The organism is Luteibacter sp. (assembly GCF_036499525.1).
Taxonomy (GTDB): Bacteria; Pseudomonadota; Gammaproteobacteria; order Xanthomonadales; family Rhodanobacteraceae; genus Luteibacter.
In genome coordinates, this window is record NZ_DASYDO010000048.1 from 1 (window position 1) to 25,095 (window position 25,095).

27 protein-coding genes are annotated in these 25,095 nt (G+C 66.0%); 11 read left to right on the forward strand and 16 right to left on the reverse strand.

Features of this window, described 5'->3' with window-relative positions:
- Nucleotides 1-74: 74 nt before the first annotated feature.
- The 14 genes from rbsB to VGM71_RS09365 all read right to left on the reverse strand — a co-directional run bounded on the left by rbsB (nucleotide 75) and on the right by VGM71_RS09365 (nucleotide 11,017).
- Nucleotides 75-1,010: a ribose ABC transporter substrate-binding protein RbsB gene (gene rbsB, locus VGM71_RS09300; protein ID WP_331544345.1), complete on the reverse strand. Its 936-nt coding sequence runs from the start codon at nucleotides 1,008-1,010 to the stop codon at nucleotides 75-77.
- Between the two features lie 19 nt (nucleotides 1,011-1,029).
- Nucleotides 1,030-1,974 carry an ABC transporter permease subunit gene (locus VGM71_RS09305; RefSeq protein WP_331544348.1) on the reverse strand — a complete coding sequence of 315 codons (945 nt, stop codon included), beginning with the start codon at nucleotides 1,972-1,974 and terminating at the stop codon, nucleotides 1,030-1,032.
- 1 nt (nucleotide 1,975) lies between these two features.
- Entirely contained in the window at nucleotides 1,976-3,457 is a 1,482-nt protein-coding gene (locus tag VGM71_RS09310) for a sugar ABC transporter ATP-binding protein (protein WP_331544350.1), read from the reverse strand.
- Nucleotides 3,454-3,855 carry a D-ribose pyranase gene (gene rbsD, locus VGM71_RS09315; RefSeq protein ID WP_331544353.1) on the reverse strand — a complete coding sequence of 134 codons (402 nt, stop codon included), beginning with the start codon at nucleotides 3,853-3,855 and terminating at the stop codon, nucleotides 3,454-3,456. Before rbsD ends, VGM71_RS09310 begins: the two co-directional genes overlap by 4 nt.
- Nucleotides 3,852-4,748 carry a ribokinase gene (gene rbsK, locus VGM71_RS09320; RefSeq protein WP_331544356.1) on the reverse strand — a complete coding sequence of 299 codons (897 nt, stop codon included), beginning with the start codon at nucleotides 4,746-4,748 and terminating at the stop codon, nucleotides 3,852-3,854. The genes rbsD and rbsK overlap by 4 nt, the downstream gene beginning before the upstream one ends.
- A 91-nt stretch (nucleotides 4,749-4,839) precedes the next feature.
- Complete coding sequence (locus VGM71_RS09325) at nucleotides 4,840-5,193, reverse strand: DUF971 domain-containing protein (RefSeq protein WP_331544359.1); 354 nt, start codon at nucleotides 5,191-5,193, stop codon at nucleotides 4,840-4,842.
- A 12-nt stretch (nucleotides 5,194-5,205) separates the two neighbouring features.
- Nucleotides 5,206-5,823 (reverse strand): hypothetical protein, encoded by a 618-nt coding sequence (locus VGM71_RS09330; RefSeq protein ID WP_331544361.1) that lies wholly within the window; start codon nucleotides 5,821-5,823, stop codon nucleotides 5,206-5,208.
- Nucleotides 5,824-5,862: 39 nt separating this feature from the next.
- Nucleotides 5,863-7,200: an ATP-dependent protease ATPase subunit HslU gene (gene hslU / locus VGM71_RS09335; protein WP_331544364.1), complete on the reverse strand. Its 1,338-nt coding sequence runs from the start codon at nucleotides 7,198-7,200 to the stop codon at nucleotides 5,863-5,865.
- A 3-nt stretch (nucleotides 7,201-7,203) separates the two neighbouring features.
- Nucleotides 7,204-7,737, reverse strand: a complete 534-nt coding sequence (gene hslV / locus VGM71_RS09340) for an ATP-dependent protease subunit HslV (RefSeq protein WP_250339282.1) — start codon at nucleotides 7,735-7,737, stop codon at nucleotides 7,204-7,206.
- A 65-nt stretch (nucleotides 7,738-7,802) separates the two neighbouring features.
- A complete protein-coding gene (locus tag VGM71_RS09345; protein WP_331544369.1) occupies nucleotides 7,803-8,720 on the reverse strand; it encodes a tyrosine recombinase XerC in 918 nt (305 codons plus the stop codon).
- A complete protein-coding gene (locus VGM71_RS09350) occupies nucleotides 8,717-9,403 on the reverse strand; it encodes a DUF484 family protein (protein WP_331544371.1) in 687 nt (228 codons plus the stop codon). Before VGM71_RS09350 ends, VGM71_RS09345 begins: the two co-directional genes overlap by 4 nt.
- 53 nt (nucleotides 9,404-9,456) lie before the next feature.
- On the reverse strand, nucleotides 9,457-10,284 hold the full coding sequence (gene dapF / locus VGM71_RS09355) for a diaminopimelate epimerase (RefSeq protein ID WP_331544373.1): 828 nt from the start codon (nucleotides 10,282-10,284) through the stop codon (nucleotides 9,457-9,459).
- A gap of 7 nt (nucleotides 10,285-10,291) precedes the next feature.
- A complete protein-coding gene (gene lptM, locus VGM71_RS09360) occupies nucleotides 10,292-10,504 on the reverse strand; it encodes an LPS translocon maturation chaperone LptM (RefSeq protein ID WP_331544375.1) in 213 nt (70 codons plus the stop codon).
- A 42-nt stretch (nucleotides 10,505-10,546) separates the two neighbouring features.
- The gene (locus VGM71_RS09365) at nucleotides 10,547-11,017 is read right to left on the reverse strand and encodes a GNAT family N-acetyltransferase (protein ID WP_331544377.1); all 471 of its coding nucleotides are present in this window, start codon (nucleotides 11,015-11,017) and stop codon (nucleotides 10,547-10,549) included.
- A gap of 218 nt (nucleotides 11,018-11,235) precedes the next feature.
- On the opposite strand from VGM71_RS09365, the gene VGM71_RS09370 reads away from it, so the two are divergent.
- The gene (locus VGM71_RS09370; protein WP_331544378.1) at nucleotides 11,236-12,720 is read left to right on the forward strand and encodes a RimK family protein; all 1,485 of its coding nucleotides are present in this window, start codon (nucleotides 11,236-11,238) and stop codon (nucleotides 12,718-12,720) included.
- Nucleotides 12,721-12,851: 131 nt separating this feature from the next.
- On the opposite strand, the gene VGM71_RS09375 is transcribed toward VGM71_RS09370, so the two are convergent.
- Nucleotides 12,852-13,070 carry a hypothetical protein gene (locus tag VGM71_RS09375; RefSeq protein WP_331544380.1) on the reverse strand — a complete coding sequence of 73 codons (219 nt, stop codon included), beginning with the start codon at nucleotides 13,068-13,070 and terminating at the stop codon, nucleotides 12,852-12,854.
- A gap of 105 nt (nucleotides 13,071-13,175) precedes the next feature.
- Here VGM71_RS09375 and aroE point away from each other — a divergent pair, with 105 nt between their 5' ends.
- Complete coding sequence (gene aroE / locus VGM71_RS09380) at nucleotides 13,176-14,012, forward strand: shikimate dehydrogenase (RefSeq protein ID WP_331544382.1); 837 nt, start codon at nucleotides 13,176-13,178, stop codon at nucleotides 14,010-14,012.
- Between the two features lie 128 nt (nucleotides 14,013-14,140).
- On the opposite strand, the gene VGM71_RS09385 is transcribed toward aroE, so the two are convergent.
- Entirely contained in the window at nucleotides 14,141-17,275 is a 3,135-nt protein-coding gene (locus tag VGM71_RS09385; RefSeq protein ID WP_331544384.1) for a protease pro-enzyme activation domain-containing protein, read from the reverse strand.
- Between the two features lie 423 nt (nucleotides 17,276-17,698).
- On the opposite strand from VGM71_RS09385, the gene VGM71_RS09390 reads away from it, so the two are divergent.
- The 9 genes from VGM71_RS09390 to VGM71_RS09430 all read left to right on the forward strand — a co-directional run bounded on the left by VGM71_RS09390 (nucleotide 17,699) and on the right by VGM71_RS09430 (nucleotide 24,919).
- Nucleotides 17,699-18,232, forward strand: coding sequence for an energy transducer TonB (locus VGM71_RS09390; RefSeq protein WP_331544386.1), 534 nt, complete (start codon nucleotides 17,699-17,701; stop codon nucleotides 18,230-18,232).
- A 109-nt stretch (nucleotides 18,233-18,341) separates the two neighbouring features.
- The gene (locus tag VGM71_RS09395; protein WP_331544388.1) at nucleotides 18,342-18,641 is read left to right on the forward strand and encodes a hypothetical protein; all 300 of its coding nucleotides are present in this window, start codon (nucleotides 18,342-18,344) and stop codon (nucleotides 18,639-18,641) included.
- A gap of 38 nt (nucleotides 18,642-18,679) precedes the next feature.
- Nucleotides 18,680-19,219 (forward strand): gamma carbonic anhydrase family protein, encoded by a 540-nt coding sequence (locus VGM71_RS09400; protein WP_331544390.1) that lies wholly within the window; start codon nucleotides 18,680-18,682, stop codon nucleotides 19,217-19,219.
- A gap of 67 nt (nucleotides 19,220-19,286) precedes the next feature.
- Nucleotides 19,287-21,332: a M3 family metallopeptidase gene (locus VGM71_RS09405; protein ID WP_331544392.1), complete on the forward strand. Its 2,046-nt coding sequence runs from the start codon at nucleotides 19,287-19,289 to the stop codon at nucleotides 21,330-21,332.
- Nucleotides 21,333-21,354: 22 nt separating this feature from the next.
- Nucleotides 21,355-22,122, forward strand: coding sequence for an exodeoxyribonuclease III (xth, locus tag VGM71_RS09410; RefSeq protein ID WP_331544394.1), 768 nt, complete (start codon nucleotides 21,355-21,357; stop codon nucleotides 22,120-22,122).
- Entirely contained in the window at nucleotides 22,119-22,790 is a 672-nt protein-coding gene (locus VGM71_RS09415; protein ID WP_331544396.1) for a YecA family protein, read from the forward strand. Before xth ends, VGM71_RS09415 begins: the two co-directional genes overlap by 4 nt.
- A gap of 84 nt (nucleotides 22,791-22,874) precedes the next feature.
- A complete protein-coding gene (locus VGM71_RS09420) occupies nucleotides 22,875-23,708 on the forward strand; it encodes a pirin family protein (RefSeq protein ID WP_331544398.1) in 834 nt (277 codons plus the stop codon).
- Between the two features lie 82 nt (nucleotides 23,709-23,790).
- Nucleotides 23,791-24,474, forward strand: coding sequence for an HAD family hydrolase (locus VGM71_RS09425; RefSeq protein ID WP_331544400.1), 684 nt, complete (start codon nucleotides 23,791-23,793; stop codon nucleotides 24,472-24,474).
- 88 nt (nucleotides 24,475-24,562) lie between these two features.
- Nucleotides 24,563-24,919, forward strand: coding sequence for a hypothetical protein (locus VGM71_RS09430; RefSeq protein WP_331544401.1), 357 nt, complete (start codon nucleotides 24,563-24,565; stop codon nucleotides 24,917-24,919).
- The last annotated feature ends 176 nt before the right edge of the window (nucleotides 24,920-25,095 follow it).

Below are 25,095 nucleotides of genomic sequence, written 5' to 3' on the forward strand. Positions count from 1 at the left end.
CACAGGGCCTGTTGCTCTTCGCGAAAAACTGTCGCGCGCAAGGCGCGCTCCTACAAAGAAGGTGTCCCCGGGTGTTATTCCTTGGTAAGAAGCTTCAACGGCACCGCGATCGACTTCTCCACCGGCTGCTTGTCGATCAGCTTCTTAGCCGTCTCAACGCCGAGCCTGCCGATCTCTTCGGGCTGCTGCGCCACCGTGGCGGCCATGCCGCCGCTCTGTACGGCGGTCTTGCCGTCAGGCGTGCCGTCGAAACCGACGACCAGTACCTTCTTGTTCTTGCCGGCCAGCGCCTGCACCGCGCCTAACGCCATTTCGTCGTTCTGCGCGAAGATCGCTTGCACGTCGCTGTGGCCCTGGAGCAGGTTTTCGCTGACCGAGAGACCCTGCGCACGGTCGAAGTTGGCCGGCTGCCTGGCCACGATCTTCATGGCGGTAGCGGCGATCGCATCGTCGAAGCCCTTGCCGCGTTCGCGCGCGGCCGAAGTGCCGGCCACGCCCTGCAGTTCGATGATGTTGCCCTTACCGCCCAGCGCCTTGGCAAGGTAGTCGGCAGCTATCTTGCCGCCGGCGACGTTATCGGAAGCGATATGCGAAGCGACTTCCGCGCCGTCGACACCGCGATCCAGCGTGACGACGGGAATGTTCGCGCGCTGTGCCGACTGCACCGCGCCTGCGAGCGCGGAAGAATCGGTCGGATTGAGCAGGATCACCGACACGTGTTTCTGGATCAGGTCTTCCACGCTGGAGATCTGCCGGGCCGGATCGTCCTGCGCGTCGACGACGACGAGTTGCACGCCGGCATCCTTCGCGGCCTTCTGCGCGCCGTTCTTCAGTTCGACGAAAAACGGATTGTTCTGCGTGGACAGCGCCAGGCCCACCACGGGTGTACCCGAGGATGCGGCGCCGCCCGCGGTAGCGCCCGTCGCCGGTGCGGATTCGCCCGGACCCTGCTGCGAACAGGCGGCGAGCAGCGTGACCGCCGCCGCGGCAAGTAAGTTGAGTTTGCGCATGGTGTGACCCTCGTTGATATTACTGTCGCCTGTCGAGCAGGACGGCGATCAGGATGACGATGCCCTTCACGACCTGCTGGTAGAACGAGCTGACGCCCAGCAGGTTGAGACCGTTGTTCAGGAAACCGATGAGCAACGCACCCACCAGCGTGCCGAACAACCAGCCGCGGCCACCGGCCAGGCTGGTGCCGCCGAGCACCACGGCGGCGATGGCATCGAGTTCATAGCCGGCACCGGCCGTCGCTTGCGCCGAGTAAAGGCGCGACGTGAGCACGATACCCGCGAATGCGGAAAGCAATCCCGAGAGACCGTAGATCGCCAGCTTCATCGGTGAGATGCGGACGCCGGAAAGCCGGGCCGCCTCTTCGTTACCGCCGATCGCAACCACATGGCGGCCGAACACCGTGCCGCGTAACAGGAAGCCGCAGACGATGAACGCGATGAACATCCAGATCACCGGTAGAGGCACGAGGTTGGCGACGTAGCCACCACCGAGCAGCGCGAAGCCGTTGTTGGTGACGGGAATCGGGCTGCCTTGCGTGTACGACAGCGTGAGGCCGCGCAACAGTGTCATCGTGCCGAGGGTCGCGATGAACGGCGCCACCTTGCCCCAGGACACCAGGACACCGTTGATCATGCCCAGGACGAGCCCAAGCCCCAGGCCAGCGCTGACCGCCAGCACCATGCCGTGTCCGCCCGCCATGAGCCCCGCGGTCACCGCACCGGTGAGTGCGAGGATCGCGCCCACCGAAAGATCGATACCACCGGCGAGGATCACGAAGGTCATGCCGAAGGCGATCAGTGCATTGATGGAAACCTGGCGCAGCACCGTGAGCAGGTTGCCCGTGCTCAGGAAATCCGGGCTCAAGACCGAGAGGACGATGAAGAGCAGGATCAGGCCGATCACCGAGCCGAGGCGCTGGAGGAGCGCGGTTGCGCGGCTCCAGTCGAATTGCAGCGTCATGTTACTTGCCTCCAGTGGCGGCGGTCAGCACGGCTTCCTGCGTGGCGCCATGGGCATCGATGAGGGCGGTGGCATGGCCTTCGTGCATCACGAGGATGCGATCGCTCATCGCGAGCACCTCCGGCAGTTCCGAGGAGATCATGAGGATGGCAACGCCCTGTTCCGCGAGTTGGTTGATGATGTGGTAGATCTCGGCCTTGCCGCCCACGTCGACGCCGCGGGTGGGTTCGTCGAGGATGAGCACGCGCGGCTTCAGCGCCAGCCACTTGGCGAGCACCACTTTCTGCTGGTTGCCGCCGGACAGCGAGCGCGTCTCCAGTTCCATGTCGCGCGTGCGGATCTTCAGCGCATCGATGAGGCCGCGCGTCTGCTTCTTTTCGGCAGGACGATCGACGAGTCCCGCGTGCGCGGGTACGCGAGGAAGGCTTATGTTCTCGCGCAGGCTGAGGTCGAGGACCAGCCCTTGCGCCTTGCGGTCTTCGGTGACGAAACCGAAGCCGGAATGGATCGCATCGCTGGGCGAGGTGGGCGTCACGACGACGCCATCGAGGATCACCGTGCCCGACGCCAGCTTGTCCAGACCGAACAGCAGCCGGGCCAGCTCGGTGCGCCCGGCGCCAAGCAGGCCGGCCACGCCGAGCACCTCTCCGGCATGGAGATCGAAACTCACGTCCTTTACCAGGCCGCCGTTCACATGCTCGACCCTCAACCGCACATCGCCGATCTTGGGGGTACGCATCGGATAGCGTGCGTCGAGCGTGCGCCCGACCATCATCTTCACCACTTCGTCGAAGGCGAGGCCGGGAACGGGACGCGTGCCGACGAACTGGCCATCGCGCAGCACGGAGATGCGGTCGCATAGCGCGAAGATCTCTTCCATGCGGTGCGAGACATACACGATGCCTTTCCCTTGCTCACGCAGCTCGCGGATAAGCTTGAACAGCGTCGTGGTCTCGTGTTCGGTCAGCGCCGCGGTCGGTTCGTCCATGATCAGCACACGGGCCTCCTGGCCGAGCGCGCGCGCGATTTCCACCATCTGCTGACGGCCGACCGACAGGCGCTCGACCAGCGTGCCGGGATCGAGATGCTCCATACCTACGCGCGCCAGCCATTCCGAGGCGCGGCGCGACATCGCGCGGCGGTCGAGAAGACCGAAACGATGGATCTCGCGGCCGAGGAACAGGTTGTCCGCGACGCTGAGCGACGGGATGAGGTTCAGTTCCTGGTGGATGATGGCGATGCCATATTTCTCGGCATCGGCGGGCGTGGCGATCGATGCCGCCGAGCCGTCCACCTCGATGCTGCCCGAGTCGGGCGCGTAGATCCCCGTGAGGATCTTCATGAGCGTGGACTTGCCTGCGCCGTTTTCGCCCATAAGGGCATGCACCTCACCCGGCTGCAGCTCGAAATCCACGCCTTCGAGCACCTTCACCGGACCGAAGGCCTTCTGGATGGCATGCATCCGTACGAGGGGCGTGCTCATCGGAAGGTGACGCCCGCATGCAGGATGACGTTCGCATAGGGTGACGTCTCCCCACTACGCACGACGGCCACCGCACGGGCGCTGAGCCGCTTCAATTCGTCGTGGGATACCTCGTCCACGCCGACGCCCTCCTTCCGCAGTCGGGCGGACAGTTCGGCCATGGCGTGGTTCCTTTCGTGGATCTCGCTGGCCATCGTCACCGATTCCACCGCTAGTTCGGTGTACACCGCTTCGAACACCGCGGCGAACGATGGCGTACCTGGAAGCACGGCGAGGTCGACGCAGGGAACGCCCGGAGGTACCGGCAGGCCTGCATCGCCGATCACCAGGGTGTCGGTATGGCCCATGGCCGCGATGATGCGGTTGAGTTCGGCGTGCAGCAGGCCGCTTCGCCTCATGGCTGCGAGGCCAGGAGCGCCGTGACTTCATCGGCGCGGGGCATGCCGCCCTGGGCGCCCAGGCGCGATACGGCGATCGCAGCGGCGGCGCAGGCCTTGCGCACGGCAACCTCAAGGCCTTCCGGCAGATACACCGCGAGTGCGGCGTTGAAGGTATCGCCGGCGCCGGTGCTGTCGACAGCCTCGACCTTGAAGCCTGCCTGATGGCGTGGCTCTTCGTCCTTTTCGCGGAACCACGCGCCGTCCGCGCCGTGGGTCAGCACGACCGGGCAGGGCGCGTGGCGCATGAGGGCGCGAAAGTCGGTTTCGCCTTCCGCGCCGAGCACGGTGGCGAGTTCATGCTGGTTTGGCGTGAGGAAGCGCACGCGTGATAGCCAGTCCATGGGAAGGCGTTGCGCGGGCGCGGGATTGAGGATGACGGGCACGCCTTCCCCATGCGCGATGCGCAACGTGGCCTCGACGGTGTCCAGCGGAATTTCCAGCTGGACCAACACGGCATCGGCGCCACGGACGATCCCTCGGGCGGCCTCCACGTGTGCGGGCGTGACGCGGCCATTCGCCGCGGGCACCACCACGATGCTGTTCTCGCCGCCGGCAACGGTGATCGACGCGGTACCGCTGCCGATGCCCGCGACGCGGCCGACATGCGTGACGTCGACACCTTCGGCCACGAGGCCGTCATGCAGCTGCTGGCCAAACGCGTCGTCGCCGACACAGCCCACCATTGCCACGCTGGCGCCGAGGCGCGCCGCGGCCACGGCCTGGTTGGCGCCCTTGCCGCCGGGAATCGTAAGGAAGCGATCGCCAGTGAGCGTTTCGCCCGGATCGGGGAAGCGTGGGGCGAGGGTGACCAGGTCCATGTTGATGCTGCCGACGACGACGATTCGCGTCATGCTGGTTCGCTCCAGTGCGCACGCGGTGCGCGGGATGACGCACCAATATACGTCGTCGAAGTGCATGCGGCTTTCATGCGCTTACCCTCGCCTACCGGGAAAGGCCCTTCGCTTCGAGCTCGGCGAGGTACGCGGGCCACGCCGTGTCGTAGGCGCGGCCAAGGTGGTAGAGCGTGTCCCACCCGAAGATGCCGCTGGCGTGCCCGTCGTCGAAACGGATCAACACGCCGTAATGGCCGGTGGGCTCGAGTGCGGTGACGCCGACATCGCGCTTGCCCGACACAAGAACTTTCTGGCCCGGGCCGTGGCCCTGCACTTCGGCGCTGGGCGAATTCACGCGAAGGTATTCACACGGAAGGCGGAAGCGCTCGCCATTGTCGAACGCGACCTCGAGGATCCGGGAGGTCGCGTGGAGGACGATGTCGACGGGGCGGGGGTGGGACAAGGGCGTTGGGACTTAGTGAGCGCGGCCGAAGCCGTCGCCGGTGCCTTGTTCGAGCGGAGGAGGATCGCCGGCCACCGCGAGGAGGGCCATGGCGTAGGCGTCTTCCATGCTCACCGTGGAAACCTCGTCCCAGGCGAAGAACGACGGCTCTCGCAGCCATTCCGCGTCGGGGGTGATTTCCTGCATGTTGAAGCCTTCGTCTTCCACGCTGACCACGCGGCCGATGTAGCAGACCTCGGATTCGTCCTCGCTGTCGACGTGCACGCCGATCACCGGGGCGTGCGCGGCAGCCGCCTGCACGACCTGCGAGATGTCGTCGAGTGGGAAGTCGGCCGGTGGTGTCGGCTCGATGCCCTTCATCACCAACGCCTTCTCGAGGAAGGTCGAGTGCTTGTCGGGTGCTTCGAATTCGGAAATGTCGCGATGCCGCATGATGTACATGCCGTCATAGCTGACGCCGTCGCCTACGACCCAGAGGAGGAAGAACTCGCGGCCGACACCGCCGACATAGCCACAGAAGCTGCCGTGCTCGAGTTCGCCGCGCCACAGACGCACCAGCTGCCGGTTGTCCTGCGCTTCGCGCAGGCTGGCTCGCTGACCGTTGGTTTTGAGATGAATGACCTTGCCCATATACGTCAATAGTTTAGCAGAGGGGGTACCCCCCGATGTTCAGAGGATGTAACGGCTCAGGTCTTCGTCCTTGACGAGCGAAGCCAGGTTGTTGTCGACATATTCAGCGTCGATTACGTATTTTTCGCCGGATTTATCGGCAGCTTCGAAGGAGATGCGCTCCAGGAGCCGCTCCATGACGGTATGCAGGCGGCGGGCGCCGATGTTCTCGGTGCGCTCGTTGACCTGGAAGGCCACGTCCGCCAGCCGGTCGATGCCCGACTCCGTGAAGTCGAGGGTCACGCCTTCGGTATCGAGCAGTGCAGCATATTGCTTGGTCAGCGCGTTGTTCGGCTCGCGGAGGATGCGTTTGAAGTCGTCCACCGAAAGGGCGCTCAACTCCACGCGGATCGGCAGGCGACCCTGAAGTTCGGGAATGAGGTCCGACGGCTTCGCCAGCGAGAACGCGCCCGAGGCGATGAACAGGATGTGGTCGGTCTGGATCGGACCGTAGCGGGTGGACACGGTGGAACCTTCAACCAGCGGCAGGAGGTCGCGCTGCACCCCCTCGCGGCTGACGCCCGCGCCGCCCCATTCGGAGCGCTGGGCCACCTTGTCGATCTCATCGATGAAGACGATGCCGTTCTGCTCGGCGGTTTCCACCGCGAGGCTGCGCAGCTCGTCGTCGTTGAGCAGCTTGCCGGCCTCTTCCTCCATCAGGAGCGGGCGCGCCTGGCGCAAGGTCATCTTCCGCTTCTGCGACTTCTGCCCGCCGAGGTTCTGGAACATCTTGCCCAGTTGCTGGCTCATCTCCTCCATGCCCGGCGGCGTCATGATCTCGACGCCCACGTTCATCGCGAAATCCAGTTCGATCTCGCGGTCGTCCAGCGCGCCTTCACGCAGTTGCTTGCGGAGTTTCTGCCGGGTATCGCTGTCGATCGCCGGAGCGGTGCTGCCGGTATCGTCCCAACCGCTGGACTGGCGCCGCGGCAGCAGCGCGTCGAGCAGGCGGTCTTCGGCCGCGTCCTCGGCCTGGCTGCGCACGCGGGCCTTGGCCTGCTCGCGCAGGAGCTTGTACGAGACATCGGCAAGGTCGCGGATGATCGACTCGACGTCCTTGCCCACATAGCCCACCTCGGTGAACTTCGTGGCTTCGACTTTCACGAAGGGCGCATTGGCCAAGGTGGCGAGGCGCCGGGCGATCTCGGTCTTGCCGACGCCCGTCGGGCCGATCATCAGGATGTTCTTGGGCGTGACCTCGTCGCGCATGGCCGGATCCAGCTGCATGCGACGCCAGCGGTTGCGCAGGGCGATGGCCACGGCGCGCTTGGCGTCGTGCTGGCCGATGATGAAGCGGTCGAGTTCATTGACGATTTCGCGGGGAGTGAGTTCGGACATCGCTCAGAGTTCTTCGATCGAATAGTTATGATTGGTGTAGATGCAGATATCACCGGCGATCTTGAGCGCTTTTTCCACGATCGTGCGCGCATCCAGTTCGGTGTTCTCCATCAATGCCAGGGCGGCGGACTGGGCGTAGGGACCGCCCGAGCCGATGGCGATAAGGCCGTGTTCGGGCTCGAGCACGTCGCCGTTGCCGGAAATCAGGAGCGACGCTTCCTTGTCGGCCACGGCCAGCATGGCCTCGAGGCGGCCCAGCCGGCGGTCGGTGCGCCACTCCTTGGCCATTTCCACCGCCGAGCGGGTGAGGTTGCCGCCATGCTTGACCAGCTTCTCCTCGAACAGCTCGAACAGCGTGAAGGCATCGGCCGTGGCGCCTGCAAACCCGGCCAGCACGTCGCCCTTGCCCAGGCGGCGCACCTTGCGGGCGTTGGCCTTCATCACGGTATTGCCGAGGGTGACCTGTCCGTCACTGCCGATGACGACCTTGCCGTCGCGGCGGACGCAGACGATGGTCGTGGCATGCATCGGTTCCATAAGGCGTTCCTTGGGGGAGACGCCAAAGGTGGGGCCGGCCCACCCCCTACCCAAGGATGCAGGAGCTAGGGGCGGCCTTTCCGCTTCGCCCGGGGGTGTGCGGCGTCGTACACCTTCGCCAGATACTGGAAATCAAGGTGGGTGTAGATCTGGGTGGTGGCGATATCCGCGTGGCCCAGCAACTCCTGCACGGAGCGCAGGTCACCCGACGACTCCAGCATGTGGCTCGCGAAGGTGTGCCGCAGCATGTGCGGGTGCACCCGCTTGGCCTGCCCGCTGGACAGCCGTGCCAGCCGTTGCTGCACCGTGCGGGGGCCGATGGGGGCTCCGTTCCTGCCCTTGAACACCGGCTGTTCCGGCCCGGCGGCACCCAGTGCGGCCAGCGCGCGCAAGGCCGCTACCGCGAAGCGCCCCACCGGAAGGATGCGCGTCTTGTTGCCTTTACCTAGCACGCGGACCTGCCCGTCCTCGAGGTCGAGGTCGCGCCAATGCAGGCCGCACAGCTCGGAGAGGCGCAGGCCGCTGGAATAAAACAACTCCATCATCGCCGTATCGCGCGGCGCCAACGGACCGCCGAGGCTGGTTTCCACCAGTGCCTTGGCCTCGTCGGCATCCAGTACCTGGGGCAGCTTGCGCCGCACCTTCGGTCCGCGTACGCCGGCGGCTGGATCGTGGTCAAGGCGGCCTTCACGGGTGAGATAGCGAAACAGCGTGCGGCAGGCGGAAAGCAGGCGCTGGATGCTCGCAGGTTCGAGCCCTTCCCTCGCCTTGCCGTCTTTCCGCGGTGGCGGGCGGTGCAGCCGGGCGATCATCGTCCGCATGCGGTCCGGCGTGAGCGGGTCGAAGCTGTCGAGGCCTTCGGCCTCCATGAAGTCCAGCAGCTTGTCCAGGTCGCGCCGGTACGCCGCAAGCGTATGGGCCGACGGCACCCGCTCGGCGGCGAAGTGGCCGAGGAAGGCCTCGACGGCGGCGCGCGGGGTCACGCCACCTTCCGCGCCCGTTCGATGGCCGAGCCGACCGTGGTCGAGATCATGTCGAGGAACAACGTGCCCATGCCCGGATGGAAGCGGTCCGGATCGGCGCTGCCGATGGCCAGCAGGGCATCGTTGCCGACGCGCATGAGGGCAGCGGAGCGCACGTCGGGCGCAGCGTCGCCGAACAGGCGATGCAGCTTGTCGGGCGCCAGCCGGCCTGCCACGGGATCGGCATGCTCGAGGAACGAAGAGAATTCCGGCAGCCCGGAAGCGCCGTGGGGTTCGCGCAGCAGCCAGGGTTCGTCGGGCAGGCCCGCGAGATCGCCGAAGAACACGAGGCGGATGCGCTCGGACTGGAAATCCTCGGTGAGCCGGCGGACCACGTGGCGCACGGTGTCCTCGATGCCGCTGGCGCCCAGCAGCGCGAGCATCAACCCGTGCACGCGGCGCATCAGTTTCTCGTTGTCGCCGGCCACGGCGGTGAGTTCCCTGAGCTTCGTTTCCAGTTCCGCGTTCTTCTCGCGCAGGCCGCGCAACTGGTGCACGGCCAGGGAAGACGCCGGTCCGTTCGCGCTGGGAAGCACGAGTTCATGGGCCAGCTCGGGGTACGCGGCAAGGAAATCCGGGTGCCTCCGCAGATAGGACGCCACGGTGGCTGGCTTGATGTCGCCGTCGATCGCGGTGTCGGTCATGCGTGTTTCCTCGGATGCTTGCGTGATCAGTGTGCCCCGTTCGCGCACGAACGTCACACTTCGCCTTCGAAGACGAAGGCGGCGGGGCCGGTCATCCACAGCGTATGACCAGGGCCGTGCCATTCGATGGTAAGCGTGCCGCCGGGAAGTTCGACGTCCACGATCGGCGCGGCCAGGCCCAGCGACTGGGCCACGGCGGCCGCGGCGCACGCGCCGGTACCGCAGGCGCGGGTCCAGCCGCTGCCACGTTCGTGGACGCGCAGGCGGATGTGGTTCGGCCCCACGCGTTGGGCGAAGCCCACGTTGGCGCCCTGCGGGAATACCGGATGCGAAGTGAGCACCGGGCCCAGGCGGTCGATCCGCGGATCGGTGACGTCGTCCACGAACACCACGCCATGGGGATTGCCCATGGACACGGCCCCGAAGCTCACGTCCTCACCATCCAGGTGGACGGTATGGACGGCGTGGGGCGGCAGGTGGAGCGGAATGGCGGCGGGCGTGAAGTCCGGTTCGCCCATGTCGACCACCACCCTGCCCTCATCCAGCACGCGAACGGTGACCGGTCCCGACGGGCTTTCCAGGCGAACGTCGGCGTTGCGCTCGATGGCGCCGTCGCGGTACAGCCACGCGGCCACGCAACGCACTCCGTTGCCGCACTGGCCCGACGGCGAGCCGTCCGCGTTCCAGATGCCGTAGTAGTACGCGCAGGACGGATCCCGTGCGGGCTCGATGCTGATCAGCTGGTCGAAGCCGACACCGGTATGGCGATCGGCGAGCGCGGCGACGCGCGCCGCATTCGGGACGCGCGGCGGATCCTCGCGCCAGTCGACGATGGCGAAGTCGTTGCCGATCCCATGCATCTTCGTGAAACGGGAAGGCATCGCGGCTTTACTGCTGGAGGACGGAATTGTACGGCTGGCTCGAGGTGCTGACCGGCGGCGGGGCGAGCGAGGTATCGCCCTGCGCCGGTGTCGCAGCCTGCGGCGTGGCCGTGGTTCCCGCCGCGGGTGGGGGCGGCAGGAAGAGCGGACCCTTGTTGCCGCAACCCGCGAGCGTGGCGACGGTGGCAGCGAGGGCAATCGGCAGGACGAGTCGGCGCATGGGCAACTCCTTTAAACGGCCGTCAGTATAGCCTCGGCCCATTCAAAGCTGCTTTTCGAAGCGGAAGGCATCGGCACCGTCGGCATAGTAGTTCGCGTACTCGCCCATCCTCGTGTAGCCCAGGCGCTCGTACAGCCGGATGGCCACGGCGTTGTCCTTGCGGACTTCCAGCCGCAGAGAGCGGCAACCCCAGGCGCGGGAAGCGTTCTCGGAAGCCTCGATCAATGCCGAGCCGACACCCTTGCCCTGTGCCTGCGGCGCGGCAGCGATCGAATAAAGCCGCGCCACGGTCGTGCCCTTGCGGAAGAACACCACGGCGGTACCGAGGAAGCGGCGATGGTTGGCACTGGCGACGAGCACCAGGGCGCTTTCGCTGTCGAGGTGCTTGCGGTATTGGGCACGGCTGAGACGATCCTGGGCGAAGCTCGATTCCTCGAGGGCGACGAGATCGTCGAGATCGCTGACTTCGGCGCGACGAACGCGCACCGCGGCGGTGACCGGGGGTGGACGCATGCGCTTGGGAACTCCGGCGCGGATGAAGGACGAATGGGATGGGGTGTGCAGGCGCGGCACTGTAGACCTCGGCGAAGCCTGGATCAATGACTTTTTCATGAACCTGTCCGGCGTCCCGCTTGTGCGTCACGCCGCGGGAAGCACACACTGCGCCACCGGCGATACGATCGATCCCAGGCGGGGTCGAAGGAATGGCATTCGCCGCCTGCAGAGGTCACATGAGCCGGCTCGTCATCGTCGTGGAGAAAGCCTCGGACTGGGGCTCGTATTACCCGTCTGCCGATGTCGTCACCGCCATGGATTATCTGCGCCAGCCGGTGGGTGGGGACGACGAGCGTACCCATGTCATCAACCTCTGCCGCAGCTACAAATACCTCGGCACCGGCTATTACGTGTCGCTGCTGGCCGAGGCGCGGGGACATAAGGTCATCCCCTCCGTGCGCACGGTGAACGATCTGCGCCGTCGCTCGCTGTATGGCCTGGATATCGACGACCTCAACCAGAAGCTTTCCAACTTCCTGCCCGCTGGCGGTCGCGACACGACCGACTTCGGCGTGCTGGTGTACTTCGGCGAAACCGCCTACCCGGACCTGCAGGATCTTGCGAGGCAGCTGTTCGACATGTTTCCCTGCCCGCTCATGCGCATCGAGTTCGAGCGCGACCGCGTGTGGCAGGTGTCGTCGATCAAGCCGGTGGGCTTGCAGACCCTCGACGACGCGCAGGAGGATGCCTTCGCACAGGCGCTGGACAAGTTCTCGCGCAAGATCTGGCGCAAGCCGCGTGCCCGGCGACGCTTCCGCTACGACATCGCGATGTTGGTAGACCCGAACGAGAAGATGCCGCCCTCGAACAAGAAGGCGCTGAAGCAGTTCATCGAAGCCGGCAAGCACCTGGGCATCGAAGTCGATCCGATCGGCAAGAACGACTACCAGCGCCTCGCTGAATACGACGGCCTGTTCATTCGCGAAACCACCGCCAGCGACAACCACACCTACCGCTTCGCCCATCGCGCGGAGAAGGAAGGCATGGTGGTGATGGACGATCCCACGTCGATCCTCCGCTGCACGAACAAGATCTTCCTGAACGACCTCATGGTCGCGCGCAAGCTCGCCACGCCGATCACCGAAATCCTCTACCGCGACGACGTGCGGCGCCTGCGCGACCTGCCCGACCGTCTCGGCTTGCCGATCGTGCTTAAGATTCCCGATGGCTCGTTCTCGCGCGGCGTGGTCAAGGTGGAAACCCGCGAGGCGCTGGAGAAGGCGGCGGGTGAGTTGTTCTCGCACAGCGCCCTGCTGATCGCGCAGGAATACCTCTACACCGAGTTCGACTGGCGCATCGGCGTGCTGAACCGCGAGGCAATCTATGCCTGCCAGTACTTCATGTCGCGCGGCCACTGGCAGATCTACAACCACGGCGCGAAGGGCACGGCGAAATCCGGCGGCTTCCGCACGATACCGGTGCGCGACGCGCCCGCCGAAGTGGTGAAGCTGGCGCTCAAGGCCACGCAGACCATCGGCGACGGGCTGTACGGCGTGGACCTGAAGCAGGTGGGCGACCGGCCGGTGGTGATCGAGGTGAACGACAACCCCTCGATCGACGCGGGCGTCGAGGATGCGTACCTCGGCGAAGACCTCTACCTGCGCATCATGCAGGAGTTCCTCCGCCGCCTGGAAATGAAGCGCCTGGGCATCCAGGCCTGATTCCAATCCGGTAGGAGCGCGCCCTGCGCGCGACATCTTCTCGCGCCGCCCCCCCAACCTGGCGCGCCAGCTCCAAGGCACGGCCTCAAGAGATGTCGCGCGCAGGGCGCGCTCCTACGGCCGCGAACGTATCAGCGGCGGAAAAGGGCGGCCAACAACGACATCGGCAGGCCGGGCTTCATCGCCACCAGCACGCTGGCCGGGGCAAGCAGCAGCCAGAACGCGGGCGTCCAGCCGAGGGTATCGCTGTGCCCGGAGAGGGGGGTCAGCAGGAGAAGCAGCGCGCCGCAGGCCAGCCAGGCCAGGGCGATGAGGGCGCGAAGGCGGCGCGGCGAGAGCGTGTCGTGCATGGCGTACTCCGGGCTTCGGTGGCGATGGAAGGAGCCTAGGAACCCGTCGTCTCACGGATCGCGACCGGGCATAATTTGTCCCGAGCATGAGCCCAAGGAGCATCCATGAGCGCTGAAGCGCACCGCTACGCCGTGATCGGTCACCCGATCGCGCACTCGCTGTCCCCGGAGATCCACAAGGCCTTCGCCGCGCAACTCGGCATCCGCCTGAGCTACGAAACCCTTGACGCGGAGCCCGGAGCGTTCGACGAGGCGGTGCGCCGATTCTTCGCCGAAGGCGGGCTGGGCGCCAACGTCACCCTTCCGCACAAGGGCGCGGCCTTCGCGCTGGCCGGCAAGCGTACGGAAGCCGCCACCCTCGCCGGCTCGGCCAATACCCTCACGCCGCTGGTGAACGGCGGCATCGAGGCACACAACACCGACGGCAGCGGGTTCGTGCGCGACATCGCCGAGCGCCACGGCTTCGACCTGCGCGGCCACGACGCCCTGCTGCTCGGTGCCGGCGGCGCGGCCAGGGCGGTGGCCTGGGCCCTCATGGACGCCGGCGTGCAGTCGCTCACCATCGTCAACCGCACGCCCGAACGCGCCGATGTGCTCGCCGATGACATCGGCGAACCCGGCCGCTGCTACACGCGCTACTGGGACGGCCTCGACGGCGAATCCTTCAACCTGGTGGTGAATGCCACGTCCATCGGCGTCATCGGTGGCAGCTTCGACCTGCCGACCTCCATCCTGAAAGACCACTCCACCTGCTACGACCTCAGCTACGGCGCCGCCGCGGCGGATTTCAAAGGCTGGTCGCTCGCCGCCGGCGTGCGTCCGGACTGGTTCCGCGACGGGCTTGGCATGCTGGTGGAGCAGGCCGCCGACGCCTTCGAGCGTTGGCACGGCCAGCGGCCCGATACCGATCCGGTCTACAGGATGTTGCGCCACCGTTTCTGACAGCAACGTATCTGTAGGAGCGCGCCCTGCGCGCGACAGCCTTTCGCGAGAGCCCTTAAGACCGCCGCGAAAAGCTGTCGCGCGCAGGGCGCGCTCCTACCCTGCGGTAGGAGGCGCCGTCTAACGATTTACTGCGCTACCGCCACGCGGCGGCCGCCCTGGAAGCGGTTCGCCGGGATCGTGGTCTGTGTGCCGAGGACCAGGGGCGTGCCCCAGGCGTCGGCCACCTTGAAGTCGGCGAAGCCCTTGCCGGTGCCCTGCCACTCGATCACGCGGTTGTTGGCGTTGCGCCAGAGCAGGTCGGCCATGCCGTCGCCGTCGTAGTCGCCGATGCTGGCCAGCGTGTACCCGGCCGGGATCGCGCGACCGCGCGTTGCGGTGACATTGACGCCGTCGAGGGTCCACCAACTCAACTGCGCATTGGCCGTATCCGTCCAGATCAGGTCCGTGCTGCCGTTGCCGTCGATGTCGCCCACGCCGTAAAGCGTGGCGCCGGCCGGGCGGTCCGGCAGCCTGCGCGACACGAAGCCGCGATGCTGGTCGGCGATCCACAACGTCACGGAGTTGTCGCTGGTACGGGTCCACACGAGGTCGGTATAGCCGTCGCCGTTCGCATCGGCCAGCACCGGCGTCGCATCGCGCACGCCGTTGATCGGCTGGGACACGGCGGTGACGATAATATCGTTCTGCGTCGTCGGATCCAGGTCGAGCTTCCACCAGATGATCTGCGAGGTCTTCGTGTCGAACCAGACCAGCTTCTGATTGCCGCTGGGATCGTCGACGCCGGTACCGAGCAGCTTCCATGTGGAAGGCACGGAGTGGTTCACCACGAAGGTAAAGTAGCCGCCGGTACCGGTCGACACCCAGATGTTCACCCGGTTGTCGCTGCCCAGCAGCACGATTTCCCCGGACTTGAGCGAAAGCACGTTGAGGCCGGGAATGAGGTCGCCGAACGCCGCGACGGTGAGGCTGGGATCGATCGCCTGGGCCTGGTCGTACAGGCTGACCGCGCCCTTCATCGCCACCGAATGCAGCATGCCTTCGGACGGATCGACATAGGCGAAGTCGCTGTAGCCGTCGTTGGTGAACAGGTTGTTGAGCGAGAGGAAGTCCGCCGGGGCGGCATAGGCGCGTTTGGCGGGAGAACCCCAGGCGGCCACCGCGTCGACCAGGTTGGAGGCGTTGATCGTGCCGAGTCCGGTGGCCATGCTGTAGCCCACGTTGGTGCTCCACGCCGGAACCAGCGTGTTCGTCGTCGGATCACCGCCTTCGACGATGCCCACGATGTTGTTGAGCTTGTGGCCGGTATCGCAGTTGGGAGAACCGACGCCGCAGGGCTGGACGATGTCGCCTTCGGTGACGTTGTTGAAGACGCACTCGGGACCGATCGTCGCGCCATTGCTGGCGTTGCACGCGGTGAGCGTCTTCGTGTTCGGCGAACCCACGGTGCCGAACTGGCGCGCGGCGATGCCGTAGAACGCAGGCAACACGTTGCCGCTGCGGTCGCCGGTCGCCTGGTTTATCAGCGTCTGCACGCCAGCCATCGCCGGTGCGGCGAACGAGGTTCCACCTGCCGAATTGGCGAAGACATTGTCGGGATTGTCGAAGTCGCAAGCGGTGCCGCCGTTGGCTTGGTCGGACATGCAGAAGACCAGCGCGTGGCCGAAGATCCCGTTGGCCGAGAACAGCGACACATCGGGCAGCATGCGTGACGTGTGGTTGGTCGAACCACTGATACCGACTTGCTCCACAGGCTGCGCGTACTGGCCGCTGGGACCGCCACCGGCACCGCCGACCTGGAGGAAATCCTGGCCGCGGCCCACGCTGTCGTTGCAGGCGGTGATGCCGTCCTTGTAACCGAGCAGCGTATACAGGTGGCTGCCCGCGCAGCTGTTGTTCCAGGCCATCTCGGGGATATAGCTGATGGCCGACTGGTAGTAGGGCAGGTTGGTGTCGGTCCAGTAGGCGGAAAGCTGGCCGCGATCATTGAAGTCCGTACCGCCCACGGCCACCGCCGATGGCGACGACGCCAGGCCATTCACGGCCGCGCCGGACGTCGTCCAGAACAGCGCGCCCTGGTCGCACTGGGTGGAGCCATCGTCACCGGAGGACACGAAGACGGTCACGCCTTCGGCTGCCGCGGAAGACCAGAGCACGTCCGCCACGTGCGCGTCGCTCGGGTCGGCGGACTCGCAGGCACCGTAGCTCAGGCTCCAGACCGAGGGTGGAAGGCTACCGTCGGGTCCGCCTTCGAGCAGTCGTGCCGCGACCGTGAAGGGACCGAAGCTGGCGCCGCTGTCGGCGCAGGATGCGAGCACGACATCCGCGTCGGGCGCGGCAGCACCCGCCCATTCGGCATCGAGGGCGGCCTCGCCTTCGTCGCCGTTGAAGCCGGGGTCAGCACACGCTTCGCCGCCGTTCAGTGGATGCAGGATGCTGAAACGACCTTTCGCATCCGCAGGCAGGAACGCCTTACGGAAGCGCGCGACGTCGTCGGGAGATACGTTCGTCCGCTCGAGCACCACCACGGTCTGCCCGGCGCCGCGCAAGGCGTTATGGCGCTGCCATAGTGGCTTCACGTTGTAGACCTGGTTGAAGTCCGCCGGCACCATGTCGTACGTGATATTCGGATCGGTATTGCCGGGCGGCACGGTGAAGTTCGGTGTCGCGCTGGCGGCCGTGCTCCACTTGCCGTGCTTGCGGTCGAAGGTGGCCCGGCTCACGGGCGTGTGCTGGGCCTTGGGGAAGAAGTCGTTCAGCGCAACGGCCTGGATCACCGGTGAGAGCGCGACGGGGATCTTCGTCGCCGCGTTGTTGGCGAAGTGCCGGTCGCCGTCCACGTTATAGCGATGCAGCTGCGTGCCGAAGGCTTTCGACACGGCGCCGGCCGGGCCCGAAAACACGATGCGCATGCGATCGCCGGAAACGCCCGACACGGTCATGCCCTGCGACTGCAGCCACTGCTGCACGGACGTCACGTCCTGCAGCGACGGTCCGAAACGTTCGCCCAGTTCCTTCGCGGTCAGCCAATGGTGGAAATCGGGCGACGCCGGGTTGTTCAGCTGCGAGAGATAGGAACGGAAGGCTTTGTCGCGGTCATCGTCGCGTTTCAGTACCAGCGTGATGTGTTCGACCGTATCGCCGGCCGGCATGGCACCCGTGTCGTACTTCGCGATGGCCTGCAGCGGCGCGGTTCCCGGCAGCGCGAAGGTCGAGGTCTTTTCGACATGGGTGGTGACCCGGACCGCGGCTTGCGAGGTCAAGGATTGGGTGGCTTGCCGCAAATCCGTTGCGGCGGAAGCTAACGATAGGCCGCAACCCGTCGTCAGGCTCGCAAGCGCGAGCCAGGTGGTGTACCTGCGTAACATGTGGATACTCCCTTGGCGTGAGTGATGTTTCCCCACCGAGCTCCCTGTTACAGGCCTTCCCCCTAAACGCCACGTGCCAGGGCGATCAGTTCTCCCAAGCTAAACCTGTCGCGTCTGCCACGGGGTGACTCGGATCACATTTGGCCGTCCAGACGTCTCGCCTCGGAAAAAAGATGAGCGTCGTCATGCCATGCCCGGAAGTTCCTGCGAATGGCCCCGCCACGGAACTGCAACAATCGGAGGGGAAGATGGCACGCCCGCCGGGGCCGGCCGACAGGGAGCCTGCCTGGTTGCGGGTGCTCCCCCCCGGATTCCCCCATGTCCAAGCTCGCCCTTGCCGCGCCTCCCCGCCGTGCGGTCGTCATCGTTGTCGCCGTGGTCGTCGTACTGGCCGCGGCCGCCGCGTTCGCCTCGCTGCGTCTTAGCCACCCGGCGACCGCCGCGGCGTCGGATGCCGGTACCGCGACGTCGCCCGCCGGCGACGATGCCGGATCGAGCGGCGTCGATATCCTCCTGGGGCTCGCCCGCCAGGCCACGCGCGATGGCCGCCTCGTCTCGCCACAGGGCAACAACGCGTATGAGTACTACCTCAGCGTGATCCAGCTGGATACGAACAACGCCACGGCCCAGGACGCGTTGCGCGAGACGATTCCGTTCGCATCGCAGGAAATCGAGCGGCTCATCAATCGCCGTGGCCTGGAGGAGGCGCGCCGCGAGATCGCGCTGCTGCGCGATTACGATCCCACCAACTACACGTTGATCATCCTGGGCGCGAAGCTCGACGCCCAGCAACAGGTCGTGACCGCAGAGGACGAGGCCAGGGCTGAGACGATGCGCAGGCGAAACGAGTAAACGGATCATGGAATGAGCGCCGCCACCGGCGCCCATTCGTGATCCGCTTCATGTCCCGGATAGCCTCTTGCGGGGATAATCCTGCCTCCCCCAAGGCAAGGAGCCCCACATGATGAGCCGCATCACCCCCCTCTTCTTCATGGTCGTTCTCGGCGCTGCCGCCGTGAGCGCCTGCCAGACCTCGCCCGCCTCCGCCGCGAAGCCTGTGGCCGGCTACGTCACCGACATGAAAGCCTTCGACGCCTTCATAGCGACGCGCCCCACCCCGGCGCAGTTCCACGCGGCCTACCCCGATGTGATGCTGGTGACGCCGGACATGATGACCACGCGCGAAATGCGCCAGAACAACAGCCGCTACTTCCCCAAGCTGGACGCCGAAGGCCGCATCGCCGGCGGCTCCTTCATGTGATTCCTCGTGGACATGGCGCCAATGACTACAATGGCGCCATGTCCTCCTCGATCCGGCCCTTCAAGGGCTTCCTTCCGCGCCTTGGCGCCCGCGTCTACGTCGACCCCGCCGCTACCGTCATCGGCGACGTGGAATTGGCCGACGATGCTTCCATCTGGCCCGGGGCGGTCCTCCGCGGCGACGTCCATTACATCCGCATCGGTGCCCGCAGCAACCTGCAGGACGGCGCCATCGTCCATGTGACCCACGACGGCCCGTATACGCCTGGCGGCTTTCCGACCATCGTCGGTGCCGATGTCACGATCGGGCACGGCGCGGTCATCCATGCCTGCACCATCGAGGATGGCTGCCTCATCGGCATGCACGCCACGGTGCTCGACGGCGCGATGGTGAAGAAGAACGGCTTCGTCGGCGCCGGTGCCGTGATCCCGCCCGGCAAGGTCGTGGGGGAGCGGGAGCTCTGGCTCGGGAACCCGGCCCGGATGGTCCGCGTGCTCAGCGACAGCCAGGTGGAGCAGTTGTACTACTCGGCCGCCAATTACGTCCGGCTGAAGGATGACTATCTGGCCCAGGCCTGACACCGGTCGCGCCGCTTGATTTGGGTTCGCCTGGGCACCACGCTGGTCGCCTGACTGGAGATCGCCCATGGACACCCCCGCCAACCCCCTACTCGACCCCAATGGCCTGCCCGCCTTCTCGGCCATTCGGCCGGAGCATGTGGAGCCCGCCATCGACGCCCTCGTGGCGGAGCAACGGGCCGCCATCCAGCGTATCGCCGCACCTGGCGGCGAGCGCGATTTCACCCACGTGATGCTCGCCCAGGAGCGCCTGGACCAGACTCTGTCCCGCGCCTGGGCCCCGGTCAGCCACCTCCATTCGGTGGCGGATTCCGAGGCCCTGCGCAAGGCGCACGGCGACGCGGAGGAAAAGCTGACCGACCTGGGCATCGAGGTCGGCCAGAACCGCGACCTCTATGCGGCGGTGCAGGCAGTGGCCGACCGCGCCGACTTCGCTGCCCTTCCGGGGGCCGCCCGCGCCGCGGTGAACCACGCCCTGCGCGATTTCCGCCTTTCCGGCGTGGCGCTTGAGGAACCGGCGCGCAGCCGTTTCCGCGAGATCGGCGTGGAGCTTTCCCGCCTGACCACCGAATTCTCGAACGCGGTGCTCGACGCTACCGAAGCCTGGCACCAGCACATCACCGACGAGCGCGACCTCGCGGGTATCCCGGCCTCGGGCCGCGCCGTGCTGCGCGAATACGCCCGCGAGGAAAACCTCGAGGGCTTCCTTGTCACGCTGAAGCAGCCCAGCGTGCAGGCAGTGCTCACCTATGCCGAAAAGCGCGAGTTACGCGAGGCCGTTTACTACGCGTACCAGACGCGCGCGTCCGACCAGGGCCCCACCAAGGGCAAGTTCGACAATTCGGGACGCATCGAGAAGATCGTCGCGCTGCGCCACGAGGCGGCCCGGCTGCTCGGCTTCGCCAACGGTGCCGAGGAATCGCTCGCGACAAAAATGGCCACCTCGCCGGATGTCGTCCTCGCCTTCCTCCGCGACCTCGCCGCGCGAGCGAAGCCGGTGGCGCGCAAGGAGCTCGACGAGTTGCGCCGCTTCGCCACCGAAGAACTGAAGATCGACAACCTGGAACCCTGGGACATCGCCTTCGCCGCCGAGCGCCTGCGCCAGCGTCGCTACGCCATCGACGAGGAACAGATCAAACCGTACTTCCCCGCGTCTGCCGCGATCGACGGCCTCCTTATGGTGGTGGAACGCCTCTACGGTATCCGCTTCGCACCGCGCCATGACGTCGATACGTGGGACAAGGAAGTGACGTACTACGACCTTATCGACGCCGACGGCAGTGTTTTCGCCGGTGCCTACCTGGACATGTACGCGCGGTCGGGCAAGCGCGGCGGCGCCTGGATGGACGTCTGCGCGGCGCGCTTCCGCGATGGCGACCAGTTGCAGTTGCCCATCGCCTTCCTCACCTGCAATTTCCCGCCGCCGACCGAAGGCTCGCCGGCGCTGCTCACCCACGACGACGTGCTTACCTTGTTCCACGAATTCGGCCACGGCCTGCACCACATGCTGACCGAGGTGGACATTCCCTCGGTGGGCGGCATCGACGGCGTGGAATGGGACGCGGTGGAACTGCCCAGCCAGTTCATGGAGAACTTCGCCTGGGACCGTGAGGCATTGCGCTCTTTCGCCAGGCATTACGTCACGGGCGAACCGCTGCCGGACGAGCTGTACCAGCGCATGCTGGACGCCCGCCACTTCCACGCGGGCCTGTTCCTGGTGCGCCAGCTGGAGTTCGCCCTGTTCGACTTCCGCCTGCACCTCGAGTACGACCCCGCGAAGGGCGCGCGGCCGCTCGACGTGCTGGAAGAGGTACGCCGCGAGGTGGCGGTACTCCATCCCCCGGCATGGCAGCGGTTTCCGCACGCCTTCACCCACATTTTCGCCGGCGGCTATTCGGCCGGTTATTACAGCTACCTCTGGGCGGAGGTGCTTTCGGCCGATGCGTTCGAGGCCTTCGAGGAAGCCGGCGTACTCGATCGCGCCACGGGCGAGCGCTTCCGCAGGGAAGTGCTGGCGGTGGGGGCGACCCGGCCCGCCCTGGAGTCGTTCAAGGCCTTCCGTGGCCGCGAACCGCTTCCGGACGCCCTGCTGAAGAGTTACGGACTGACTTGATCGTGTCCTTTACAATGGCGCGATGAAGATCGCGTCATGGAACGTCAACTCGCTCAAGGTCCGGCTGCCCCACCTCCAGCAATGGCTGGCGGAAGCGCAGCCGGACATCGTCGCCCTGCAGGAAACCAAGACCGTCGACGAGAAGTTTCCCGTCGACGAGATCGCGGCCATGGGCTACCGCGCCGTGTTCTCGGGGCAGAAAACGTATAACGGCGTCGCCATCCTCGCGCGCGGCGAGCTTACCGATATCGTGACCGACATCGAGGGCCTGGACGATCCGCAGCGGCGCATCCTGGCCGCCACCGTCGGCGACATCCGCGTCGTGAACCTCTACGTGGTGAACGGCAAGGCGATCGGTGACGAAAAGTACGCCTACAAGCTGCACTGGCTCGCGAAGGTGCGCGATTTCCTCGCGGGCGAAATCGCCCGCCATCCCAGGCTGGTGGTGCTGGGCGACTTCAATATCTGCCGCGATGACCGCGATGTGTACGATCCGGCAGCGTGGGGCGAAGACATCTTCTGTTCGCCCCCGGAGCGCGCCGCCCTGCAGGCGCTACTGGATGTCGGTCTTCATGACAGTTTCCGGCTTTTCGCCGAAGATGCCGGCCTCTTCAGCTGGTGGGACTATCGCCAGGCGGCCTTCCGTCGCAACATGGGTCTGCGGATCGACCTCATCTTGATCAGCGATGCGCTTAAATCCGTCGCGACCTCGTCGATCATCGACAAGGCGCCGCGCAAGTGGGAACAGCCATCCGACCATGCGCCCGTCGCGCTGGAGTTGAACCTTTGAATACACCGAAGTCCGAATGGCCGAGTTCCCTTGACGACAAGGAACTCGAAGAACTCGACACCTACCTGCGCGCGCACGGCAGCGATGGCGACCTCATGCTCGACGGCGTGCACGGGCTGCTCTCCGCGGTCGCCATCGGCCCGCTCGAGGTGAAGCCCGAGGAATGGCTGCACGAGGTGCTGCACGTCGCTTTCGACGACGAGAACGAAGGCAATCGCGTGCTCGCCCTGCTGGCGAAGCTCAATGATTCGATCAGCGCGGAACTGGACGTGGATGCGTACGAGCCGATCCTCGGCGAGGTGGACACCGAAGAAGGTCCGCTGCTGTCGGCGGCCGGCTGGTGCGAAGGCTTCAGCCGCGGCATCGACATGCGCGCCCAGGTCTGGGAGAACCGCCTTGCGGAAGATCCCACGCTGATGCAGTTGCTGGGACCAATCATGGCGTTGGCTGTAGACGAAGGCGTGCTCCAGGCGGATACCGAATTCGAAAAGCTCACCGACGACGAATACGACGAGTGCCTGGGCCAGCTGCCCGAGGTACTCAACGCCGTCGGCGATTACTGGCGCGAAACCCCACCCACCGAAGCCGAACTCCAGGCCCTCACCCGCCCCCGCGTGGAAGGCGAAGACGGCCCGCCCCGGCATCGCGCCGGCCATTGGGTCCACTGAATATCGCGAAACGCATCGTTCACCGTACAACCCTTGGCTTGTGTTCCGCCAAGCGGCATCTTTGGACGAACCAAGGAGTCCGCCATGACCACCCAACGCCACATCATCCGCCGCGTACGCGGCATGGACACGTCCGACGGCGCCGGCGTCAAGCTCAAGCGCGTGATCGGCCAGCCAGCGCTCGATATGCTGGATCCCTTCCTGCTGCTCGATGAGTTCCGCTCCGACCAGGCCGGCGACTACATCGAAGGTTTCCCCGAGCACCCGCATCGCGGCTTCGAAACGGTGACTTACATGCTCGCCGGCCGCATGCAGCACGGCGACAACCACGGCAACCGCGGCGATCTCGGCCCGGGCAGCGTGCAGTGGATGACGGCCGGCCGCGGCATCCTGCACTCGGAGATGCCCCAGCAGGAGGAAGGCCTGATGTGGGGCTTCCAACTCTGGGTGAACCTCCCTGCCGTGGACAAGATGGTCGAGCCGCGCTATCAGGACATCCCGCCGGCGTCGATTCCCGTCGTGCAGCCGGCGGAAGGCGTGACCGTGCGCGTGGTGGCCGGTGAACTCGCCGGCGCGACGGGCCCGGTCAGCGGGATCAGTACCGCGCCGGTGTATCTCGATATCGCATTGGATGCCGGTGCCCGCTTCGACCTCGCACTTCCCGCGGGACACAATGCCTTCGCCTATGTATTCGATGGCGAGTCCGCAACGGTGGCGGGCGAATCGCTGGCGCGCAGCGAACTGGCCGTGCTCTCGAAGGGCGACAGGGTCAGCTTCGCCACGGAACGCCCGGCGCGGGTCCTGCTTGTCGCGGGCCGTCCGCTGGCCGAGCCGGTCGCCCGGTACGGCCCGTTCGTCATGAACACGCAGGCACAGATCCACGAGGCGATCGCCGATTTCCGCGCTGGCAAGTTTTAGCGGGCGCGAGAACCTGCGGCCACGAAGCGGTTGTCCAAAAAAGGGGTCAGACTCTGACCCCTTTTTTGGTAATCTGACAGGTATGTCCAGACTAAAGCACGCCTTTCTCTTCGATCTCGACGGCACCCTGGTCGACAGCGTTTACCAGCACGTACTCGCCTGGAAGGAATCGCTCGACATGGAGGGGATCGACCTCTCCGTGTGGCGCATTCATCGGAAGATCGGCATGAGCGGTGGCCTGTTCACCGACATCCTTCTCCGGGAAACGGACACCGAGATCACCCCTGAGCGTATCGACCGCCTGCGTCGCAACCATGCGGCGGCTTACGGGCGTCTCGCCGAGGCCGGCGCGGTCAAACCCCTGCCTGGTGCCGTGGAACTGCTGGCCTGGCTGACCGACGCGAAGATTCCGTGGGCCATCGCCACCTCGGGGCGGATGGAAACGGCCGCTCACAACATCGCCGCGCTCGGCGTCGATCCGGCCAAGGTGCCGGTCGTGACGCGCGACCAGGTCCGCCATGCCAAGCCGGACCCGGATCTCTTCGTCACCGCCGCCGAACGGCTGGGCACCGATATTCGCGATGCCATGGTGATCGGCGACGCCATCTGGGACATGCTGGCCGCCCAACGGGCCCGGGCTCTGGGAATTGGCCTGCTTTCGGGCGGTTACGGGGAAAATGAGCTGGAGCGCGCCGGTGCCTACCGGGTGTTCGAGGACCCCGCCGACCTGCTTCGCCACATCGACGAAATCGCCGCGCGAAGCTGAACAGATTTAATGAGTTCCCGTCAGCGTTTAGGCGCGGGACGGGTAGGGATTCGTAGCATTGGCCTGTACACAAAGGATTTGATTGACCATGCGCTTTTTCCTCACCGCGGTTCCGCTAACGGTCGCCTTCATTATCGCGGCCTGTTCGCATTCGGAACCCTCCGCGCCAGCCGCCACCCCGGCGGCCGCGTCCACGGCCGCCTCGCCCGCACCGGGAAAGACCGCGCCGGCCAACCCCGCCCTCGGCTCGCCCGAGTGGTACGCCTGGGTAGACAAGACCCTCGCCGTAAGCGACGACGGGCACGGGCCGGCAGCCGGTAGCGACGAGTGGAACCAGGCCGTGAACCGGAAACTGGGTCAGGAAGCGCCGCAGGTCCCGCCCGGCTCAGCTGAATGGCAGCAGGCGGTAGACGCCCTGCTACGTACGCGCGTGGCGACGCACTGACCCACGCGATATCACGTCGCACTGACCCGCGGGATACCACGTCGCTCTGACCCGCGGGATACCACGTCGCTCTGACCCGCGGGATACCACGTGTAGGAGCGCGCCCTGCGCGCGACAGGTTTTGGGGCCGTGAGCAGCAGGTCCTGCTGCTCTTCGCGAAAGTCTGTCGCGCGCAG

Coding starts and splice junctions, on each gene's coding strand:
- VGM71_RS09390 (WP_331544386.1), top strand. CDS start 17,699: ATGTCCAAGCTCGCCCTTGCCGCGCCTCCCCGCCGTGCGGTCGTCATC.
- VGM71_RS09370 (WP_331544378.1), top strand. CDS start 11,236: ATGAGCCGGCTCGTCATCGTCGTGGAGAAAGCCTCGGACTGGGGCTCG.
- VGM71_RS09350 (WP_331544371.1), bottom strand. CDS start 9,403: ATGACCGACACCGCGATCGACGGCGACATCAAGCCAGCCACCGTGGCG.
- rbsB (WP_331544345.1), bottom strand. CDS start 1,010: ATGCGCAAACTCAACTTACTTGCCGCGGCGGCGGTCACGCTGCTCGCC.
- aroE (WP_331544382.1), top strand. CDS start 13,176: ATGAGCGCTGAAGCGCACCGCTACGCCGTGATCGGTCACCCGATCGCG.
- rbsK (WP_331544356.1), bottom strand. CDS start 4,748: ATGACGCGAATCGTCGTCGTCGGCAGCATCAACATGGACCTGGTCACC.
- VGM71_RS09375 (WP_331544380.1), bottom strand. CDS start 13,070: ATGCACGACACGCTCTCGCCGCGCCGCCTTCGCGCCCTCATCGCCCTG.
- VGM71_RS09305 (WP_331544348.1), bottom strand. CDS start 1,974: ATGACGCTGCAATTCGACTGGAGCCGCGCAACCGCGCTCCTCCAGCGC.
- VGM71_RS09330 (WP_331544361.1), bottom strand. CDS start 5,823: ATGGGCAAGGTCATTCATCTCAAAACCAACGGTCAGCGAGCCAGCCTG.
- VGM71_RS09430 (WP_331544401.1), top strand. CDS start 24,563: ATGCGCTTTTTCCTCACCGCGGTTCCGCTAACGGTCGCCTTCATTATC.
- rbsD (WP_331544353.1), bottom strand. CDS start 3,855: ATGAGGCGAAGCGGCCTGCTGCACGCCGAACTCAACCGCATCATCGCG.
- hslV (WP_250339282.1), bottom strand. CDS start 7,737: ATGGAACCGATGCATGCCACGACCATCGTCTGCGTCCGCCGCGACGGC.
- dapF (WP_331544373.1), bottom strand. CDS start 10,284: ATGCCTTCCCGTTTCACGAAGATGCATGGGATCGGCAACGACTTCGCC.
- VGM71_RS09365 (WP_331544377.1), bottom strand. CDS start 11,017: ATGCGTCCACCCCCGGTCACCGCCGCGGTGCGCGTTCGTCGCGCCGAA.
- VGM71_RS09425 (WP_331544400.1), top strand. CDS start 23,791: ATGTCCAGACTAAAGCACGCCTTTCTCTTCGATCTCGACGGCACCCTG.
- VGM71_RS09420 (WP_331544398.1), top strand. CDS start 22,875: ATGACCACCCAACGCCACATCATCCGCCGCGTACGCGGCATGGACACG.
- lptM (WP_331544375.1), bottom strand. CDS start 10,504: ATGCGCCGACTCGTCCTGCCGATTGCCCTCGCTGCCACCGTCGCCACG.
- VGM71_RS09405 (WP_331544392.1), top strand. CDS start 19,287: ATGGACACCCCCGCCAACCCCCTACTCGACCCCAATGGCCTGCCCGCC.
- xth (WP_331544394.1), top strand. CDS start 21,355: ATGAAGATCGCGTCATGGAACGTCAACTCGCTCAAGGTCCGGCTGCCC.
- VGM71_RS09395 (WP_331544388.1), top strand. CDS start 18,342: ATGATGAGCCGCATCACCCCCCTCTTCTTCATGGTCGTTCTCGGCGCT.
- hslU (WP_331544364.1), bottom strand. CDS start 7,200: ATGTCCGAACTCACTCCCCGCGAAATCGTCAATGAACTCGACCGCTTC.
- VGM71_RS09400 (WP_331544390.1), top strand. CDS start 18,680: ATGTCCTCCTCGATCCGGCCCTTCAAGGGCTTCCTTCCGCGCCTTGGC.
- VGM71_RS09310 (WP_331544350.1), bottom strand. CDS start 3,457: ATGAGCACGCCCCTCGTACGGATGCATGCCATCCAGAAGGCCTTCGGT.